Source organism: Curtobacterium sp. NPDC087080 (genome assembly GCF_044745105.1).
In the GTDB taxonomy this organism is placed as follows: domain Bacteria; phylum Actinomycetota; class Actinomycetes; order Actinomycetales; family Microbacteriaceae; genus Curtobacterium.
On record NZ_JBIUZP010000002.1, the window covers coordinates 310,305 to 327,801 of the forward strand.

At 72.2% G+C, this 17,497-nt stretch carries 18 protein-coding genes; 10 read left to right on the forward strand and 8 right to left on the reverse strand.

All coding sequences use genetic code 11. From position 1 onward, the window contains the following. The coding region (locus tag ACIPEQ_RS05705; protein WP_402714429.1) for a hypothetical protein at positions 1-428 on the reverse strand (428 nt) is incomplete at its 3' end. Here ACIPEQ_RS05705 and ACIPEQ_RS05710 point away from each other — a divergent pair. From ACIPEQ_RS05710 to ACIPEQ_RS05735, 6 genes are all read left to right on the forward strand, one after another. Continuing rightward, a complete protein-coding gene (locus ACIPEQ_RS05710) occupies positions 394-1,176 on the forward strand; it encodes a hypothetical protein (RefSeq protein WP_402714430.1) in 783 nt (260 codons plus the stop codon). The two genes, ACIPEQ_RS05705 and ACIPEQ_RS05710, sit on opposite strands and share 35 nt — an antisense overlap. A gap of 157 nt (positions 1,177-1,333) precedes the next feature. Next, positions 1,334-4,495: a hypothetical protein gene (locus ACIPEQ_RS05715; protein WP_402714431.1), complete on the forward strand. Its 3,162-nt coding sequence runs from the start codon at positions 1,334-1,336 to the stop codon at positions 4,493-4,495. Between the two features lie 115 nt (positions 4,496-4,610). After that, a complete protein-coding gene (locus ACIPEQ_RS05720; RefSeq protein WP_402714432.1) occupies positions 4,611-5,354 on the forward strand; it encodes a lysophospholipid acyltransferase family protein in 744 nt (247 codons plus the stop codon). Between the two features lie 120 nt (positions 5,355-5,474). Then, positions 5,475-5,903: a hypothetical protein gene (locus ACIPEQ_RS05725; RefSeq protein WP_402714433.1), complete on the forward strand. Its 429-nt coding sequence runs from the start codon at positions 5,475-5,477 to the stop codon at positions 5,901-5,903. A gap of 496 nt (positions 5,904-6,399) precedes the next feature. Then, positions 6,400-7,059 carry a M23 family metallopeptidase gene (locus ACIPEQ_RS05730; protein ID WP_402714434.1) on the forward strand — a complete coding sequence of 220 codons (660 nt, stop codon included), beginning with the start codon at positions 6,400-6,402 and terminating at the stop codon, positions 7,057-7,059. 131 nt (positions 7,060-7,190) lie between these two features. Beyond that, positions 7,191-8,045: an NAD(P)-dependent oxidoreductase gene (locus ACIPEQ_RS05735; RefSeq protein ID WP_402714435.1), complete on the forward strand. Its 855-nt coding sequence runs from the start codon at positions 7,191-7,193 to the stop codon at positions 8,043-8,045. 38 nt (positions 8,046-8,083) lie between these two features. On the opposite strand, the gene ACIPEQ_RS05740 is transcribed toward ACIPEQ_RS05735, so the two are convergent. Beyond that, a complete protein-coding gene (locus ACIPEQ_RS05740) occupies positions 8,084-8,308 on the reverse strand; it encodes a hypothetical protein (RefSeq protein WP_402714436.1) in 225 nt (74 codons plus the stop codon). A gap of 9 nt (positions 8,309-8,317) precedes the next feature. Continuing rightward, positions 8,318-8,839: a MarR family winged helix-turn-helix transcriptional regulator gene (locus ACIPEQ_RS05745; RefSeq protein WP_402714437.1), complete on the reverse strand. Its 522-nt coding sequence runs from the start codon at positions 8,837-8,839 to the stop codon at positions 8,318-8,320. A 146-nt stretch (positions 8,840-8,985) separates the two neighbouring features. On the opposite strand from ACIPEQ_RS05745, the gene ACIPEQ_RS05750 reads away from it, so the two are divergent. Next, positions 8,986-9,879 carry an alpha-E domain-containing protein gene (locus tag ACIPEQ_RS05750; protein WP_402714438.1) on the forward strand — a complete coding sequence of 298 codons (894 nt, stop codon included), beginning with the start codon at positions 8,986-8,988 and terminating at the stop codon, positions 9,877-9,879. 284 nt (positions 9,880-10,163) lie between these two features. Here ACIPEQ_RS05750 and ACIPEQ_RS05755 read toward each other — a convergent pair whose 3' ends face one another. Both ACIPEQ_RS05755 and ACIPEQ_RS05760 read right to left on the reverse strand, forming a co-directional pair. After that, positions 10,164-11,510 (reverse strand): MFS transporter, encoded by a 1,347-nt coding sequence (locus ACIPEQ_RS05755; protein WP_402714439.1) that lies wholly within the window; start codon positions 11,508-11,510, stop codon positions 10,164-10,166. Then, complete coding sequence (locus ACIPEQ_RS05760) at positions 11,507-11,926, reverse strand: MarR family winged helix-turn-helix transcriptional regulator (protein WP_126892420.1); 420 nt, start codon at positions 11,924-11,926, stop codon at positions 11,507-11,509. The genes ACIPEQ_RS05755 and ACIPEQ_RS05760 overlap by 4 nt, the downstream gene beginning before the upstream one ends. A 117-nt stretch (positions 11,927-12,043) precedes the next feature. Here ACIPEQ_RS05760 and ACIPEQ_RS05765 point away from each other — a divergent pair, with 117 nt between their 5' ends. Next, positions 12,044-12,796, forward strand: a complete 753-nt coding sequence (locus tag ACIPEQ_RS05765) for an SDR family oxidoreductase (RefSeq protein ID WP_250368365.1) — start codon at positions 12,044-12,046, stop codon at positions 12,794-12,796. A gap of 199 nt (positions 12,797-12,995) precedes the next feature. Here ACIPEQ_RS05765 and ACIPEQ_RS05770 read toward each other — a convergent pair whose 3' ends face one another. From ACIPEQ_RS05770 to ACIPEQ_RS05780, 3 genes are read right to left on the reverse strand one after another with little or no spacing between them, the layout of a single operon-like run. After that, positions 12,996-13,937 (reverse strand): acetamidase/formamidase family protein, encoded by a 942-nt coding sequence (locus tag ACIPEQ_RS05770; RefSeq protein ID WP_402714440.1) that lies wholly within the window; start codon positions 13,935-13,937, stop codon positions 12,996-12,998. 26 nt (positions 13,938-13,963) lie between these two features. Beyond that, complete coding sequence (locus ACIPEQ_RS05775; protein WP_402714441.1) at positions 13,964-14,233, reverse strand: hypothetical protein; 270 nt, start codon at positions 14,231-14,233, stop codon at positions 13,964-13,966. A gap of 10 nt (positions 14,234-14,243) precedes the next feature. Further along, positions 14,244-15,380, reverse strand: coding sequence for an anion permease (locus ACIPEQ_RS05780; RefSeq protein ID WP_402714442.1), 1,137 nt, complete (start codon positions 15,378-15,380; stop codon positions 14,244-14,246). Positions 15,381-15,478: 98 nt separating this feature from the next. Here ACIPEQ_RS05780 and ACIPEQ_RS05785 point away from each other — a divergent pair, with 98 nt between their 5' ends. Together ACIPEQ_RS05785 and ACIPEQ_RS05790 are read left to right on the forward strand one after the other, a co-directional pair. Further along, positions 15,479-16,348, forward strand: a complete 870-nt coding sequence (locus tag ACIPEQ_RS05785; protein WP_126892425.1) for an alpha/beta hydrolase — start codon at positions 15,479-15,481, stop codon at positions 16,346-16,348. 82 nt (positions 16,349-16,430) lie between these two features. Then, positions 16,431-17,480, forward strand: coding sequence for a biotin/lipoate A/B protein ligase family protein (locus tag ACIPEQ_RS05790; protein WP_402714443.1), 1,050 nt, complete (start codon positions 16,431-16,433; stop codon positions 17,478-17,480). Positions 17,481-17,497 lie beyond the last annotated feature (17 nt).

The following is a 17,497-nucleotide window of genomic DNA, read 5'->3' on the forward strand; positions in this document are numbered from 1 at the left end:
GCGTTGTCGGCTGCGAACCAGGCCTCGAACGCGGACAACTCCGATGACACCAACGCGGAAGGGTCCAAGGAAGGCGACGACAACGCCAAGGTCGCCTCGCGATCCGCTGCGATTGCGGACTCGTCGAAGGACACGTCGGCGGATGCGGGTTCGGCGTCGAACGCGAATGTGAATGCTGGTGCGTCGGCGACGGCGACGTTCAAGGCGGATGACAACTCGAACGCGTCGGTGGTTGGTGCTGCGGTTGCGGCGGCGAACCCGGACAACTCGACGAAGCAGTCCGCGCAGGCGAACATCGATGCCACTGCGGTGTCGGAGTCTGCGGGCAACATGGTTGTGGATTCGTCGTCGAACACGTCGGCGGATGCGACGTCGGCGGCGAACGTGGCGGCGTTGTCGGCTGCGAACCAGGCCTCGAACGCGGACAACTCCGATGACACCAACGCGGAAGGGTCCAAGGAAGGCGACGACAACGCCAAGGTCGCCTCGAAGTCCGCAGCTATCACGGACGCAACCGCGGACACCTCCGCGGGCGCAGGCTCGGACTCCAACGACAACGGGTCGAAGGACACCACGGGTACGGACGAGGGGTCGAAGGACACCACGGGTACGGACGAGGGGTCGAAGGACACCACGGGTACGGACGAAGGGTCGAAGGACACCAACCAGAACGCCTCGGCGACCGCTACCGCAACGTACAAGGCTGACGACAAGTCCAACGCCGGGGTCCAGGGTGCTGCCCTCCCGGCTGCGAACGCCGACAAGTCCAGCCAGGGCACCGCAGCGGCGGACATCACCGCCAAGGCGGCGTCCAAGACGGCCGGCAACATGGTGACGACGGCCTCCGCGAACACCTCGCAGAACGCCGAGTCCGACGCGAACGTCGCGGCGCTGGGCGCTGCAGTGGCCGCAGCCAACGCCGACAACTCGAGCGCCACGAACGCGAAGGCGTCCGCGGCGAAGAACGGCAACGCTTCGGCAGCGTCGGCGTCCGCGGCGATCGCGAAGTCGACCTCGGACGCGTCGGGTGACGCGGCGGGCAAGGCCTCCGGCGAGCTCGCCTTCACCGGCTCCGACGTCCTGCCGGTCGTCGCGCCGCTGGCTGCGCTGCTCACCGCGCTGGGCGGTCTCGTCCTCTTCGCGGCGAAGCGTCGCAAGTCGCGCGAGGACGCGTAGTCCCACCACCCGTCACCACACCCGGTGACACCGGGGAGGCGACGGCACCCGCCGTCGCCTCCCCATTCCGCGTACTCCCGGGGCGACGACTCGGGCGTCCGTACCTGCCCACGGCCAGACCGCCGCCCACCCTGGGTGGCCGGAGATCAGGAAGCACATGCACCACACGAACTCCCAGCACGCCCGACGTCGCCGCGTGCTCACCACCACAGCCCTCGGGCTGACGACCATCGTCCTCGGCAGCACCGCCGTGGCGGCAGCGGTCGTCCCGGCTCCCGCTTCGGCATCGACCGTCGCCGAACACGCCGCCAGGACGACTGCTCTGCGCGGCGGCCCGGCGCCGGACCCGCAGGTCCTCTACTCCGAGGGCTTCGAGCACGGGACCACCGACCAGTGGATCGGGCTCGAGGACTACGTCGGCGCCGAGGGGGAGCGGTACACCGCCGACCCGGCATGGCTCGACCACGACCAGTGCAACGGCATCATCCTCGACGGCGAGAGCACGAACCTACCGTCCTCGTGCAAGGCCGCGTCGCTCCGTGCCCTCGCGACAGCGCTCGGCACCGTCGGCGGCAGCGCGGACGCGAAGGCGAACCACGTCGTGAGTGCGTGGACCACCGACAGGGCCGTACCGCAGGGCGCCGTGCAGGCCGAGTCCGTGCAGACGTCGAAGATCAAGGATCCGGGCCGCTTCATCTCGTTCGGCGTGAACGCGGCGGCTGCGGCCTGCACGGACTACGTGCACCCGTTGCTGAACTTCGCCCTCGTCGACGGCACCGTCGAGCGTCCGGTCTCCGATCACGCGATCGACCCGTGCACGGACGCGGCGTCGAAGGACCTCGACACCGACGGCGTCCCGCTCCGCGGCGGCTCGTTCGTCTCGAAGGGCGGCCTGCTCTTCGACGGCGACGAGATCCGTTGGGTGATGCGCAACGAGCAGACCTCGCCGCAGGGCAACGACGGTGCGATCGACCAGGTCACCGTCTACGACGCGACCCCGGAACTCCGGGCCGACCTCGATGGTGACGGCCTCGTCGTCGGTGACACGTCCCGGCTCACGTTCACGGTGGTGAACACGAGCGAGGTCGGCAGCAAGCCGGGTTGGTCGTTCGAGGACCGCCTCCCGGACGCGCTCCGGATCGCGGACCAGCCGAACGCCACGACCACCTGCGCGAACGGTTCCGTCACGGCGACCGCCGGTGACCGTGCCGTGCGGGCCTCCGGGGACCTGCAGCACGAGGAGGCGGCCTGCACCGTGTCGCTCGACGTCACCACCACGACGCCGGGCACGCACAGGCTCGGCGCCGCGTCCGTCACCGCCTCGCGCGGCCTCGAGGACGCGGTCGACACGTCGGTCGCGTTCGCAGCCGAGCGCAACGCCCTCACGGTGACGGAGGAGCCGGTCCTCACCGGCGGCAACGGCGACGCCGTCGCCGACCTCGGCGAGCAGCTCGCCTTCCGCACCACGGTGACCAACGCCGGGAACGTCGCGGTCCACGACCTCGCCGTCACGTCCGGACAGGGCCCGGCCGACTGCGCCACCACGAGCCTCCCGGTCGGCGCCAGCACCACCTGCACCACCGCGGCTCGCGTGATCACCCAGGACGACGTCGATGCCGGCCGCGTCGACGACGCGGTCACCGCGACCGCAGCGTCGCGGCTCGACGCCGCGGTCAGCGGGACCGCGACCGCTTCCGTCACCACCACTCCCGCCGCACCCGCGCTCGGTCTGGAGGCCCGCCCCACCTCGTCCGCGCCCGCCGCGGTCGGTGACGAGGTCGACCTCGAGACCGTGGTCACCAACACCGGCAACGTCACGCTCCGTGACGCTGCGGTCGAGGCCGCCGGCCGCGACCTGCCGGTGGACTGCCCGTCGACCACGCTCGCGCCGGGTGCATCCGTCACCTGCGCCACCCGCAGCGGGTACCGCGTCGAGCAGCGCGACGTCGACAACGGTGGCGTCACGGTGCAGTTCACGTCCTCGGCGCGCACGCCCTCGGGCGACGGGGTGACGGCTTCGGCCAGCACCGAGGTGCGCGTCCAGCAGTCGGCTCCCGCGATCGAGGCAACCGTCTCGGCGTCGCACGACGGCCTCCGGGTGGGAGAGACGATCGCGCTGCGCGGCACCGTCCGGAACGCGGGCAACGTGACGGTGCGCGACCTCGCGTCCACCGTGCCCGGGCGTCCGGAGCTGACGCCGGCCTGTGACGCGACCGAGCTCGCACCGGGCGCCTCGACCGATTGCGTCATCGGCGTGCACGAGCTCACCCAGGCGGACGTCGACGCCGGTCGGGTCGACGTCGCGGTCGTCGTCACGGGTACCGCGCCCGACGACTCCGCCGTCGAGGCCACCGCGACCACCGCCGTCGAGGTCCCCCGGCACCCGGCGCTCGGCGTCACGGCGATCGCGAACCTGGCGGCGTCCGATCACGACGTGCCCGAGGCCGGCGACCGCGTCGAGCGCCGCGCCGTGGTCCGCAACGAGGGCGACACGACGCTGACCTCCGTCACCGCGACCCTCGGTGAGGACCCCGCGACGTGCGAGGCGCCCGACCTCGCACCGGGCGCTGAGACCGCATGCCACGCGGAGGAGACCGTGATCACGCAGCACGACGTCGACGCGGGTGCCCTGAGCGTCCCGGCGACCGCGGGCGCTGCGTCCCCGGACGGCTCCGACGTCCACGCCGCGGACCGGGTGCGGGTCGAGCTCACCGGTCGCGGAGGCCTCGACGTCCAGGGTGAGGTGACGACGAGCGCCGACGGGCCCCTGCGGCCCGGTACCACCGTGGATGCGACGTTCACGGTGCGGAACACCGGCAACCGGACCGTCGACTCGCTCGCCGTCGAGTCGAAGGGACTCACCGGAACCGTCTCGTGCGCGGTCTCGGAGGTCACGCCCGGTCAGGTCACGACCTGCTCGACCACGGCACCGACGGAGGTCAGCGCCGACGATGCTGCCGCGGGGGTGCTCGCCGTGGCCGTGCGCGCGAAGGGCGTCCTGGCCGAGGTGGACGGTGCGGAGAGCGGTGCCACCTCTCGTTCCGGCCTGGTCGTGACGCCCGGCACCGCGCACCAGGGACCGCAGTGGGTGTTCTCGCCGTGGTTCTCGAAGCAGCTCCGGGCCGAGCCGGCGCCGGTTCCCCGTCCGGAGCCGTCGGCGGCACCCGTCGTGCCGGAGCTGGCCTTCACCGGGTCGACCGTCCTCGTCGCGGTCCCGGTCGCGGTGGGCGTCCTCCTCGTCGGAGTCCTGCTGTGGGCGCTCGCTCGCCGTGCCCGTCGTGACGGTGTCGCCGAGGACATCGACCCGCTCGACGACTGATCGACCGTGCCAGCGCGGGGGCTCTGCGGCCCCCGCGCTGCTGCATGCCCGCGGCGGCATGTGCCCGTTCCTCGCCTCACTACAATCGGAGGCTCCCGCCATCGAGGAGGCCCGGGTGTCCGGATCGACGAAGTTCACCACCACGCTCAGTCGCGCGGTGGTGACCCCGCTCGCGCGTCTTCTCTGGCGCCCGCGCATCGTCGGACGGAAGAACGTGCCCAAGCGTGGAGCAGTCATCCTGGCGAGCAACCACCGGTCGTTCATCGACTCCCCGGCCATCACGCTGATGGCACCGCGGAAGGTGTCGTTCCTGGCGAAGCAGGAGTACTTCACCGGGACCGGTCTCCGCGGTGCCGTGTCCCGGGCGTTCTTCGGCGGCATCGGTGCCATCGGGGTCGAACGGGGAGCAGGCGCCGCGGCGCAGCACGCCCTCGACCTGGGGTTGGAACGGCTCGAGGCCGGCGAGGCCTTCGCGATCTACCCCGAGGGGACCCGGTCCCTCGACGGTCGGCTCTACAAGGGGCGCACCGGGGTCGCCTGGTTGGCGCTGACGAGCGGGGCACCGGTCGTGCCGGTCGCACTCACCGGGACCGAGGACGTCCAGCCCGTGGGCTCCCGGGTGCCGAAGCTCGCGCGGGTCACGATCGAGTTCGGCGAACCGATGGACCTGTCGCACTTCGGCGAGGCGTCGTCCGGGAGGGCTCGTCGACACGCGACGGACGCCGTGATGGCGGCGATCCAGGCGCTCAGCGGTCAGGAGCCCGCGAACGCGTACAACAACCCGCCGTCGACGATCGTCGAGCGGGTGAAGCAGGTGCTCCGGCGTGACGACCCGACGAACGCCGTCGAACCGGACTGATCGAGAACGCGCTATTGCACATTTCGCATATCAGTGGTTGAATCGTCTCGTGCCCGAGGCACGAGTCCAGCCGGATCGCCCAGGACGGTCCGAACCACCACTGAACGGAAGGCAAGCAGCATGTCCTCCACGCCCCTCTTCGACTCGATCTCGCGTCAGCCCTCCCGGGCTGTCGCCGCCGCGCAGGGACAGGCCCCGGCCGCAGCGCCCGCTCCCGCGGCAGCCGCGCCGGCACCTGCTCCAGCGGCGTCTGCTCCGGCGGCAGCGGTCTCCGTCACCGCCGCACGCACCCGTGTGATCCCCGCGCCCACCTCGCCGCTGGCGGCTCCGGTCTCTCCGATGCACTCCGCCCTCGTGCCGGCCGCTCTCGTGGCCGCCATCGACGAGATCCCGCATCGGGTCGGTCGGGCGCTCCCGGACGAGGTCGCCGTGACGCCCGACCAGCTCGCCCTGGTCGAGGCGGTGACCGATGCGATCACCCGCGCGGTCGTCGATGCCGTCGTCGGCGAACTCGAGCGCATCACCCGCGACGGCGTGGTCCGAGGCTGAGCCGACGGGCGCTGCCGCCGATGACGGACGACGTCCGAGCGTCCGAGCCCACCCGATCCGAGCCCACCCGATCCGAACCCACTCGACCTCCGACACGATGACGATGACCACGACCGACAGCGCTCACGTTCCGGCGCGAACGGCACCGATCCGCCCCCGCGGAGCGGCCCGTCGAGCAGCGAACGACGCCGTTGCCCGGTCCGTCCGTGTCGGCCACCAGCCCACCGGGGCGGCGGTCCCCCCTCCCGCCGCCCCGGTGTCCACATCGACCAGCGACGACGCGCTGTCGGGCCAGGCCCTGCCGAGTCGTCGTGACCTCCGGGATCGTCGCCGGAAGGCGGTCCGCCCCGGCAGACCGCGCACGCGTGACCTGCGCGTACCTGACCCGCGCCGGCGTGACAGGCACGTTCCCCACCTGCGTCGGACCACCGCTGTCCGCCTGCGTCCCGCCGCGATCCCTGCCGAGCGACGAACGACGTCGGCGCGGCTCCTGCCCGTGACGGCTTCGGCCCTCGCCGCCTGCCTGGTCGTCTCCGTGTCCACCCCGGCCGCCGCACTCGACGACCCCATCGGTCTCGGTCTCGGCTCCGTGCGGACGCTGGCGCCAGCGCACCAGGTCGCACCCGCGCCGGACCAGCACTACCGCGTCGCATCGGGTGTCACCGTCACCGTCACCCGCGACGGCTTCGACGTGCAGTCGGCCCGCGCGGGCAGCGTTCGGCACGACGGAGTCCAGATCACGACCGCCTCCGGCGCGGTCCGTCCCGTCGCAGGGACGATCCCGACCGCCGGAGGCTTCGGCGGACGCCAGGTCGCCGGGTGCGGTGCATGCTCGACGAACCACCACGGCCTCGACTTCGCCGCAGCCGCCGGGACGCCCGTCGTCGCGGTGATGTCCGGACGGGTCGTCTCCGCCGGCCGCCTCGGCGGGTACGGCAACCAGGTACTCCTCGCGCACCCGGACGGGACGCAGACCCGCTACGGGCACCTGTCCCGCATCGACGTCCTGCCCGGACAGACGCTGTCGGCCGGCGAGCAGCTCGGCGCCGTGGGCAGCACCGGCGTCTCCACCGGGCCGCACCTGCACTTCGAGGTCATCATCGGCGGGGCGCCCGTCGATCCAGCACCCTGGCTCGCGGCGCGCGGCCTCCTCTGACCGGTCGCGCGATCGCCCCCGTCCTCAGACCGGGCCGGGCCGGGCCGACACGGTCCGTCGTGATCGCCCAGGCGTAGCGTCGAGCACGACGTCGGCAGGGTGCCGGACGCAGGACGGAGACAGTGGTGCGTGTGACGGTGCTGGGCACGGGGACGATGGGTGCAGGGGTCGCGGGGTCGCTGCTGCGCGAGGGCCACCGGGTGACCGTGTGGAACCGCAGCGCCGACAAGGCGCGCCCGCTCGGTGACGCCGGCGCCACCGTGGCGACGGACGCTGCCGCGGCGGTGGGTGACGCCGAGGTCGTCCTGCTCACGCTCTTCGACACCGACGCGGTCGTCGACGTCCTCGACGCCGCCGCCGGTGACGCTCCCACGGACGCGATCTGGGTGCAGGCCTCGACCATCGGGGTCGCGGGCACCGAGACCGTGGTGCAGTTGGCCGAGAAGTACGGCATCACCCTCGTCGAGGCGATGATGCTCGGCACGAAGGCCCCGGCGGAGCAGGGGAAGCTCACGATGCTCGCCGCCGGGCCGTCCGACGTGCTCGACCACATCGATCCCGTTCTCGACGCCATCGGCGCGAAGACCGTCCGCGCGGGGGAGCGGGTCGGCGACGGCACGGCGCTGAAGCTCGCGGCCAACGCCTGGGTCGCGTCGATCACCGCGGCCACCGGGCAGTCCCTCGCGCTCGCCCGCGCCCTCGGGCTCGACCCGCAGCTGTTCCTCGACGCGATCGACGGCACCGCGAGTGACTCGCCCTACGCGCACACGAAGGGCGCGGCGATGATCGGTGGCGACCTCGCACCGCAGTTCGCCCTCGACGGTCTGCGGAAGGACATCGGCTTGATCGGTGACGCTGCGCGGTCCGGGGGTGTGTCCACGACCCTGCTCGACGCACTCGACCGGGTCTACGCCGATGCGAGCGCAGCCGGCCACGGTGCCGACGACATCGCGGCCGTCGGCACGACCTTCGCCGACGAGCGGTAGCGGACCGGCCGACACGTGGCCGTCCCGGCGGCACGGGGTCAGCCGCGGCGGAACCACCGCAGCACGGCGCCACGGAGCCGCCCGACGGCTTCGTCGTTCATCGTGTTCGCCAGGTCGAAGGCCTCCCGCGCGGGGTCGGCCCCGTTCCGGATGCGCCGCAGTGCAGCGTCGGCCCGGGCGCGCGCGTCGAGCTCCGCGAGCGGCATGTCGTCCTCGGGATCACGCGGAGACACCCGGGCGGGGTCCTGCGGAGCGCTGTCCATGCGACGAGGCTACGCGGGGCGCTCCGTCGCGGTCTCGTCCTCGTCGTGGTCGACGACCCGGGCCATCTCCTCGAGGAACGCGACGACGACCGACATGTCCGTCTGCGGGAGGTGCTCGGCCACCTCGATCGCGCGGGTGTCCAGCTCGTCGATCACCCGCAGCACCTGACGCATCGACCCACCCGACGCGGTCAGGATGACACCGCGTCGGTCGTGGGGGTCCGCGTGACGCTCGACGTGGCCGCTGCGGACGAGTCGGTCGACGAGCGCCGAGGTCGACGCCGGCGTGATCTCGAGACGGTCGGCGAGCTCCTTCGCGTTCACGGAACGTCCTTCGGACTCGGCGTCGAGCAGGATCCGAAGCGCGAGCAGGGCGTTCTCGCCGATGCCCAGTGCCTCGCGCGCACGGCGCTGCGCGGCACTCTCTGCGCTCCGGTACTTGCGGAGCGCGTTCAGCACGTCCACCGCGTCGACCCTGGAACCGGTCCCGTACCAGAAGCCCGTGGTGGTGTTCGTCACCTCGGTCGTCATACGGACAATGCTAGACGCTCTAGTTAGGTTGTCTAGCGAGTGTTGTCCGAGAGCGCGCGCGGTGGATGGCTCGCAACACCGGTGACGCGGCTCCGAAACACTGTCGCAACGCCCGCTCGGTAGCTTCGCCGCATGCAGGAGCCGACGTGCTGAGCCGACTCGCGGGGAGCGTGTTCCACGTCGGGAGCGCGGTCGAACGGGCCGACGTCGTCGCGAGGATGCTCGACGTCTACGTCGTCCGGCCCGATGCGGGCGTGGTCGACGACGAGGACGTGGTCGGCCCCGCACTGCACCGCGTCGTGGGCGCGCGCTCGCCCGGGCGTCAGCGAGACCGGGCGGTCGTCGTCGAGTCGCTCGCGCTCGACCGGCACGAACCCGCATCCGTCGCCCACGCGGTCGGCGTCGCCCGCGACCACGCCCGCCGAGCGCGCGAGGTCGTGTCCACCGAGCTCTGGGACTGCCTCGACGTCACCCGGTCACGCATGCCCCGCAAGGTCGCCGTCGACCGGGCCCACGAGTTCCTCGCCTGGGTGCGGGAACGCAGCGCGCTGGCGGTCGGCGTCGTCGAGGGTGACGTCAGTCGTGACGAGGTGTGGGAGTTCTTCACCCTCGGCAGGTCCCTGCTGCGGTGCGGACTGACCGCCCGGCTCCTCGCCTCCCCGCTCGTGGACACCGGGTCGGCGGCATCGTGGACCACCGCTCTGCGGGCCTGCGGTGCCGGTGAGGCCTTCCGGCGCGGGCGTGACCACCACGGCGTCGCTCCGCGGGAGGCCGCCGGATTCCTGCTCCACGAATCGCACAGTCCGCGGTCGCTCGCGTTCCTCGCGGCACGTGCGGACGACTGCCTGGCCGACGTCGCCCCGGCGTGCGTGGGTGACCAGGTCGCCGCGTTCCGGGTGGCCCGCTCGGCGCTCCGACGGGTGGACGTCGGCGCCCCGGACGGGATCCGCGTCGCCGCCGAGGGGCTCGCCGTCGCCGTGGGTGCGGTCGTCGAGGCGCTCGAGGAGCGGGTCTTCGCGGTCGCGGTCCCCGCGCGCTGACGCGGCGCTCGGCACGTCGGGCAACGGATCCCCCGGAGCGTCGACGCGGCGGATCCGCCGAAGCGACAGTCCTCGCGGAACCGTCGGCGGCGCTCTGTCGCTCTGCCGGGGCCCTCGCGTCGTCGCGACCCGGCCGTGCGTCGGACGGGAGGCGCGTGGCGGGGTGGCACTGAGCCTCCCGTCCGTCGCGTACGGGCGAGTGCTGCGCGGAAGCGACGGTCCGGTGGGAACCGTCCGCGGCGCAGTGTCGCTCTGCGGGACTGGTTGCGATCTGTTGCGACCCGTCAGACCGAGCTGGACCGGTCCGCGACCGCCTCGTCGCGCTCCAGGTCGCGCCGCAGCGCGGCGCGCGACGCCCGCGTGCCGACCACCGGCACCGCGTGCGTGACCGCGAGGTGCAGTCTGGCGTCGGCGTCGTACCGCAGCCGCAGGTGCTCCCAACGGACGAGCCAGACCAGCGCGATCGCGAGGGCGACGAACCCCGACGCGGCACCGACGACGATCGCCCAGCGCGGCCCCCACGCGTCGGCGACGGCGCCGACGATCGGGGCGCCGATCGGTGTGCCGCCCGCGAAGATCGCCATGTAGAGCGCCATCACCCGACCGCGCATCGCGGGCTTCGTCGTGGTCTGCACGAGGGCGTTGGCCGTCGTCATGAAGGTCAGCGACGCCAGGCCCACGAAGACCAGCACGACCGCGAAGGTCCAGTAGGTCGGGGCGAGCGCCGCCGCCGTGCACGCCAGCCCGAAGCCCGCCGAGGCGACGACGAGGGTGCGCATCCGCGGGCGGTCCCGTCGGGCGGAGAGGAGGGCACCCGCGACCGAGCCGATCGCCATGACGGAGTTCAGCAGGCCGAACTCGCCGGCACCCTTGCCGAACTCGACCCGCGCCATCGTGGAGGTGAAGATCGGGAAGTTCACGCCGAACGTCCCCACGACGAAGATCATGCAGAGCACCACGATGATGTCCGGTCGGGTCCGCACGTAGGTGAAGCCGGCGATGATCTGCCCCTTCCCGCGCTTCGGACGCACCCGTTCGGCGAGCTGTGTCGGGTCGACGAAGCGGAGCGCCACGAGGACGGCCAGGAACGAGCCGGCGTTGATGACGAACACCCATCCGGACCCGATCGCGGCGATGAGCACGCCCGCGACCGCCGGGCCGATGAGCCGAGCCGCGTTGAAGGACGCGGAGTTCAGGGCCACGGCGTTCGACACGTGCTCGCCCTGCACGACGTCGGAGACGAAGGCCTGTCGGATCGGGGTGTCGAACGCGGCGACGATGCCGAGTGCCAGGGCGAAGCCGTACAGGGACCACAGGGTCGCCGTGTCGGTGAGGACCATGATCCCCAGCGCGAGTCCGAGCGCACCCATCAACGCCTGCGTCAGCATGAGCATGCGGCGCCGGTCGAAGCGGTCTGCCGCCAGGCCCGTCAGGGGGAGCAGGAGCAGCTGCGGGCCGAACTGCAGCGCCATGGTGATGCCGACCGCGATCGCGTCGTTGTCGGACAGCTTCGTCAGGACGATCCAGTCCTGGGCGGTGCGCTGCATCCAGGTGCCGACGTTGGAGACGAGGGCCCCGGCGAACCAGATGCGGTAGTTGCGGGCGGACAGGGAGCGGAACACGGCGGTCACTGCTGGGCCAGCCTCCTCATGATCTCGGTGGCCTCGGCCAGGGTGCGGCGCTCGGTGGCGGTCAGGGCCGTGAGGCGCGGCGAGAGCCAGTCGTCGCGGCGCCGTCGGGTCTCCTCGACGAAGGTGGAGCCGGCCGGCGTCGCGGCGAGCAGGACCTTGCGGCGGTCGTCGCCGTGGTCGACCTTCGACACGAGGCCCCGGTCGACGAGCACCGCGATCGACTTCGTCATGCTCGGCGGTGTCACACCGTCCTGACGGCTGAGCTCGGCGAGGGTCATGGCGCCCTCGCGGTGCAGTCGTGCGAGGGCCGAGAACTGGCCGTCGGTCATGCTCGCGTCGACCTTCTGTGCGCGGAGCGTCCGCGACAGCCGGGCCACCGCGACGCGGAGGTCGGTGGCGAGGGAGGTGTCAGGCACGACCGTTAGCCTACCTCATTAGTTCAGCGAACGAACTGGACTCGACGAGGTGTACGCTGAGTGCGCAACACGTGTTGCTTTGTGCACATCGACGGAACGTCGAGGAAGAAGGAGAACATGTCCGAGTTCGAGGGCAGGGTCGCCGTCGTCACCGGTGGCGGCAGCGGCATCGGAGCAGCGATCGCGAAGGAGCTCGCCGCCGCGGGAGCACGGGTCGTCGTCACCGACATCAAGGCCGAGGCCGCGCAGCGCGTCGTCGCCGAGATCGAGGGTGCCGGTGGCACGGCGAGCGCGTTCGAGGCCAACTCCGCCGTCGCGGGCGACAACGAGCGGATGGTCCAGCACGCGGTCGACACCTACGGCGCGCTCCACCTCGCCGTGAACAACGCCGGCATCGGCGCCGCTCCGCAGCCGATCGGCGAGTACGACGTCGAGGCGTGGGACCGGGTCCGCGCGGTCGACCTCGACGGCGTCTTCTACGGGCTCCGGTACGAGATCCCCGCGATCCTCGCGGCCGGAGGTGGCGCGATCGTGAACATGGCGTCGGTGCTCGGCTCGGTCGGCATCGCGCAGAACGCCGCGTACGTCGCCTCGAAGCACGCCCTGGTCGGGCTGACCAAGGTCGCCGCGCTGGAGTACACGGCGCAGGGCGTCCGCACGAACGCGGTCGGCCCCGGGTTCATCGACACCCCGCTCGTCCGGTCGTCGCTCTCCGCCGAGGAGCTCGCGGCGCTCGAGGGCGAGCACGCGGCGAAGCGGCTCGGCACCGACGCCGAGGTCGCGGCGCTCGTGCTGTTCCTGCTGAGCGACAAGGCGTCGTTCATCAGCGGCAGCTACCACCTGGTCGACGGCGGGTACTCCGCGCACTGACCGGACGCGGCTTGCCGTTCCGCGCGTGGGAGGACGAACCGCGCATCGGGAGCAGGAACTTCGTGCCTCCGACGCGCGGTTCGGCATCCCAGGTCGGGGGCGATGGGCTCGAAGCGGCGGACGGGAGGCGCGGTGCGGGTGGGCGGATCGGCTCACCCGCACCGCGCCTCCCGTCAGCGCCCGCGCCCGGCGGCGCCCGTCAGCGCGCGGCGGGCGCGAGGACCGCGTCGTGGGGGAGCAGCGCGTGCACGCCCCAGGTGCGGTTCGCGACCTGGGTCACGCGCATGCTCACCGCGACGCTCGCCATCGCCAGCGCCTGCCCGCGGGTGATGCCGTACAGCCCGGCGATCCAGTCGACCATCCGGTCGAGCGCCGTCGACGTCGCCGTGTTGAGGTCTGCGTCGAACCCGAACGTGATGCGGCCAGCGGGGGTGTCGGCGTGGATGCCCGCGACCGGGGCGTCGTCGATCAGGGAGAGGGTCATCGTGGTCGTCATGCCGCACTCGACCGCGGTGCCGGAGACCTCGCCGTCGCCCTGCGCCGCGTGGCCGTCACCGACGGAGACCAGCGCGTCCGGCACGGTGACGGGCAGGTAGAGCGTCGACCCGGCGACCAGCTCACGGCAGTCGATGTTGCCCCCACCGAGCGGCCGCGGCGGGATCGTCGAGTGCTCCCCGGTGGGCTCCGGCGGGAGCCCGACCACCCCGAGGAACGGTGCCGTCCGGACACCGAGCCCGAGCTGGTTGCGGGCCACGCCCCCCTGAGGGTCGACGTCCCAGAGCAGCGGTCCGCGGGACGCCGGGTCCGCGAGTCCGAGCGCCCGGTTGACCGGGGTGTCGACCCCGCCGGACCCGGTGTAGCCCCAGTCGTCCGGCACCAGGTCGTCGAAGTGCACGGCGAGCACCTGGCCCGGTCGTGCGCCGGTCACCGCGATCGGGCCGACCAGGCAGTGCCCGCGGCGCCCGTCGAGGAGCGTCGGTGCGTCGGCCCCGGGGGAGGCCAGCGGCTCGGTGTACCCGGCGGCGCTCAGCGTCCGGACCGTCACGGTGTCGCCGTCCTCGATGCGGAGCACGGGGTCGCGCTCCGCGGTGAGCACGTCGACGGCGGTGTGGAGCGACGGGTCGAGGTGGTGGGAGGTCACCGGTCGATCCTCCCAGCCGCCCCGCCTCAGTGGAACTGGGGGATGGTCAACCAGATCCCGTAGAGCACCGCGGCCGCGCACACCGCGAAGCACACCACGGCGCCGGCGAGGGCGACCGGCGGCGTGTGCCCGGACCGCGGGGTCTCCTCCCGGTACTCGGTGCGCTCGCCGCCGGCGTCGACGGGCTGGCCGGTCCCGAGCAGCCGCAGGCCGAGCGTGTAGACGAGCACGATGCCGACCGCGGCGACGAAACCGACGCCGGCGACGATGCCGATGCTGCTCAGGTCGATGTCCATCCGGGCCTCCTCAGGCCGACACCGGCTCGCCGGCCGGCTGCTCGTCGTTCACGGTGTCCTTCGTGATCGGCTTCCGCCGCGCGAGGAAGAAGAAGCCGAGGCCCCCGCCCAGGGCGAGCACCGCGACGACCACGAGGCCGATCGTGCTCGTCGAGGCGACCAGGGTGGCGAGCGCGCCGACGACCGCGGCCGCGGGCAGCGTGATCACCCACGCGACGACGATCCGACCGACCACGGACCAGTGCACGTCGGCGAGCTTCTTGCCGAGTCCCGACCCGATCACCGACCCGCTGGTCACGTGGGTCGTGGAGAGCGCGAACCCGAGGTGCGAGGACACGAGGATGGTCGCCGCCGAGCTCGTCTCCGCCGCGAAGCCCTGCGGGGACTGCACGTCCGAGATCTTCTTGCCGACGGTGCGCATGATCCGCCAGCCACCCGTCCAGGTGCCGAGGCCGATCGCGAGGCCGCAGGCGAGGACCACCCAGAGCTGCGGTCCCGTCCCGGAGGGCTGGAGGTTCGCAGCGATGAGCGTCAGGGTGATGACGCCCATCGTCTTCTGCGCGTCGTTCGTGCCGTGGGCGAGCGAGACCAGCGACGCCGAGATCGTCTGCCCGTGCCGGAAGCCCGTCGCGGCACCGTGCGTCGTCGCGTTCCGCGTGAGCGTGTAGGCGAGGTAGGTCGCGACGAGCGCGATGACGCCGGCGATCACGGGCGAGAGCAGTGCCGGCAGCACGACCTTCGACACGACCGTGGCCCAGTCGACCGAGTCCAGGCCGGCACCGATGATCGACGCCCCGATGAGTCCGCCGAACAGTGCGTGCGTGGACGACGACGGCAGGCCGAAGTACCAGGTGGCGAGGTTCCACAGCACCGCGCCGACGAGTCCGGCGAAGATCATGGTCGGACTGATCTGGATGCCGTCCTGGCCCTCGCGGACGATGCCCTGCGAGACCGTCTTCGCGACCTCGGTGGACAGGAACGCGCCGACCACGTTGAGGACGGCGGAGATGAGCACGGCGGTCCGGGGCTTCAGGGCTCCGGTGGCGACCGAGGTGGCCATGGCGTTCGCGGTGTCGTGGAAGCCGTTCGTGAAGTCGAACACGAGGGCCACCACGATCACCAGCACGACGGTGACGAGGACGTCCATGGGCGTGACGCTAGGCCTGCTCCGAACCGCCTGCGTGAACGCCGGATGAACACGCCGCGGACCACCTGCACCGCCTGCACGTCTGCGAGGATCGACCCGTGCCGACCTTCTCCGCCGCCCGAGGGGACTCCTCGTTCACCGACGCGCACGGCGTCGAGATCGTCTACTCGACCTGGCGCGCCGGCAGGCCGAAGGGCATCGTGCAGATCGCCCACGGCGTCGGGGAGCACGGGCTCCGGTACGAGCCGCTCGCGCAGGACCTCGTCCGCGCCGGGTACACCGTGCACGCGAACGACCACCGCGGGCACGGCCGGACCGGGCTCGCGCAGTGGCACGGCGACCACGCGCAGCTCGGGCGACTCGGGCCCGGCGGCCTGCGTGCGGCGATCGCGGCCGTCGAGCAGATGAGCGTCGTCGCCCGCGAGCAGGATCCCGGGCTGCCCCTCGTGCTCCTCGGACACTCGTGGGGGTCGCTCATGGCGCAGCGGATCGTGAACACGTCGTCGGAGCGGTACGACGGGGTCGTGCTCTCCGCGACGGCCTACCGGCTGCCCGGCTGGATGAACAGCGGTGACCTGAACGCCCGGCACGCGGGCTCCGGGCCGACGAAGCACGAGTGGATCTCGCGCGACCGGGCGGTCATCGAGGCGATCACGGCCGACCCGCTCGCGGTCGAGGCCGACGTCCTGAAGCTGTTCGGCGTCGCTGACGCGCTCCGGCTGCTCGGGGTGCCGCGTCGGCGCATCCCGCACGACCTGCCGGTGCTGCTGCAGGTCGGGTCCGACGACACCCTCGGCGGTCCCCGCTCGGTGGAGCGGCTCGCCGAGGCGTACCGCCGTCGCGGCCGGCTGTCGGACGTGCAGGTGCACGTCTACGAGGGCGCGCGGCACGAGGTCTACAACGAGACGAACCGCGACGAGGTGGTCGCCGACCTGGTCGCGTGGCTCGACCGGCACGTGGGTCGCTGACGCGACAGGGACCGGACTGGAGGCGCGTGGCGGCGCCGCCTCGCGCCTCCCGTCCGACAGGTGGCGGGCGTAGGCTCGTCCTGTGCACGGTGAGTACAAGGTCCCCGGAGGCAAACTGGTCGTCGTCGACCTCGAGGTCGTCGACGGGAGCATCCAGGAGTTCCGGCTGGCGGGTGACTTCTTCCTCGAGCCGGACGACGCGCTGCCGCTGATCGACCAGGCCGTGGACGGCCTGCCGGCGACCACCGACGCTGCGGGCATCGCTGCAGCGGTCCGCTCGGCACTGCCCGAGGGGGCGGTGCTGCTCGGCTTCACGCCCGAGTCCGTCGGGGTCGCCGTCCGTCGCGCACTCTCGCGGGCGTCGACCTGGCAGGAGTACGACTGGGAGATCGTCCACGAGGGGCCGATCAGCCCGAACGAGCACCTGGCGCTCGACCAGGTCCTGACTGAGGAGGTCGGCGCCGGTCGTCGCGGTCCGACCCTGCGCATCTGGGAGTGGGACCAGCCTGCCGTCGTGATCGGGTCGTTCCAGTCCCTGAAGAACGAGGTCGACCCGGCCGGTGCCGCCAAGTACGGCGTCGAGGTCGTCCGCCGCATCTCCGGCGGCGGCGCGATGTTCATGGACGCCGGTGCGATCATCTCGTACTCGCTGTACGTACCGACCGACCTCGTGCAGGGCATGACGTTCGCCGACTCGTACGCGTACCTGGACGAGTGGGTGATCGAGGCGCTGAAGTCCCTCGGTATCGAGGCCTACTACCAGCCGCTCAACGACATCTCGTCGACGAAGGGCAAGATCGGCGGCGCCGCGCAGAAGCGCCTCGGCACCGGGGCCCTGCTGCACCACGCGACGATGAGCTACGACATGGACGGCCAGAAGATGGTCGAGGTGCTCCGCATCGGGCGCGAGAAGATGAGCGACAAGGGCACCACCTCGGCCGCCAAGCGCGTCGATCCGCTGCGCTCGCAGACCGGTCTCACGCGCGCGGAGATCATCGACCGGCTGATCGGCACGTTCACGAAGCTCTACGGCGCGCGCGAGGGGCACGTGACCGAGGCCGAGCGTGCCCGTGCGTGGGAGCTCGTCGACACGAAGTTCGCGACGCGCGAGTGGCTCGAGCGCGTGCCCTGATGCTCCCTCGGATCGAG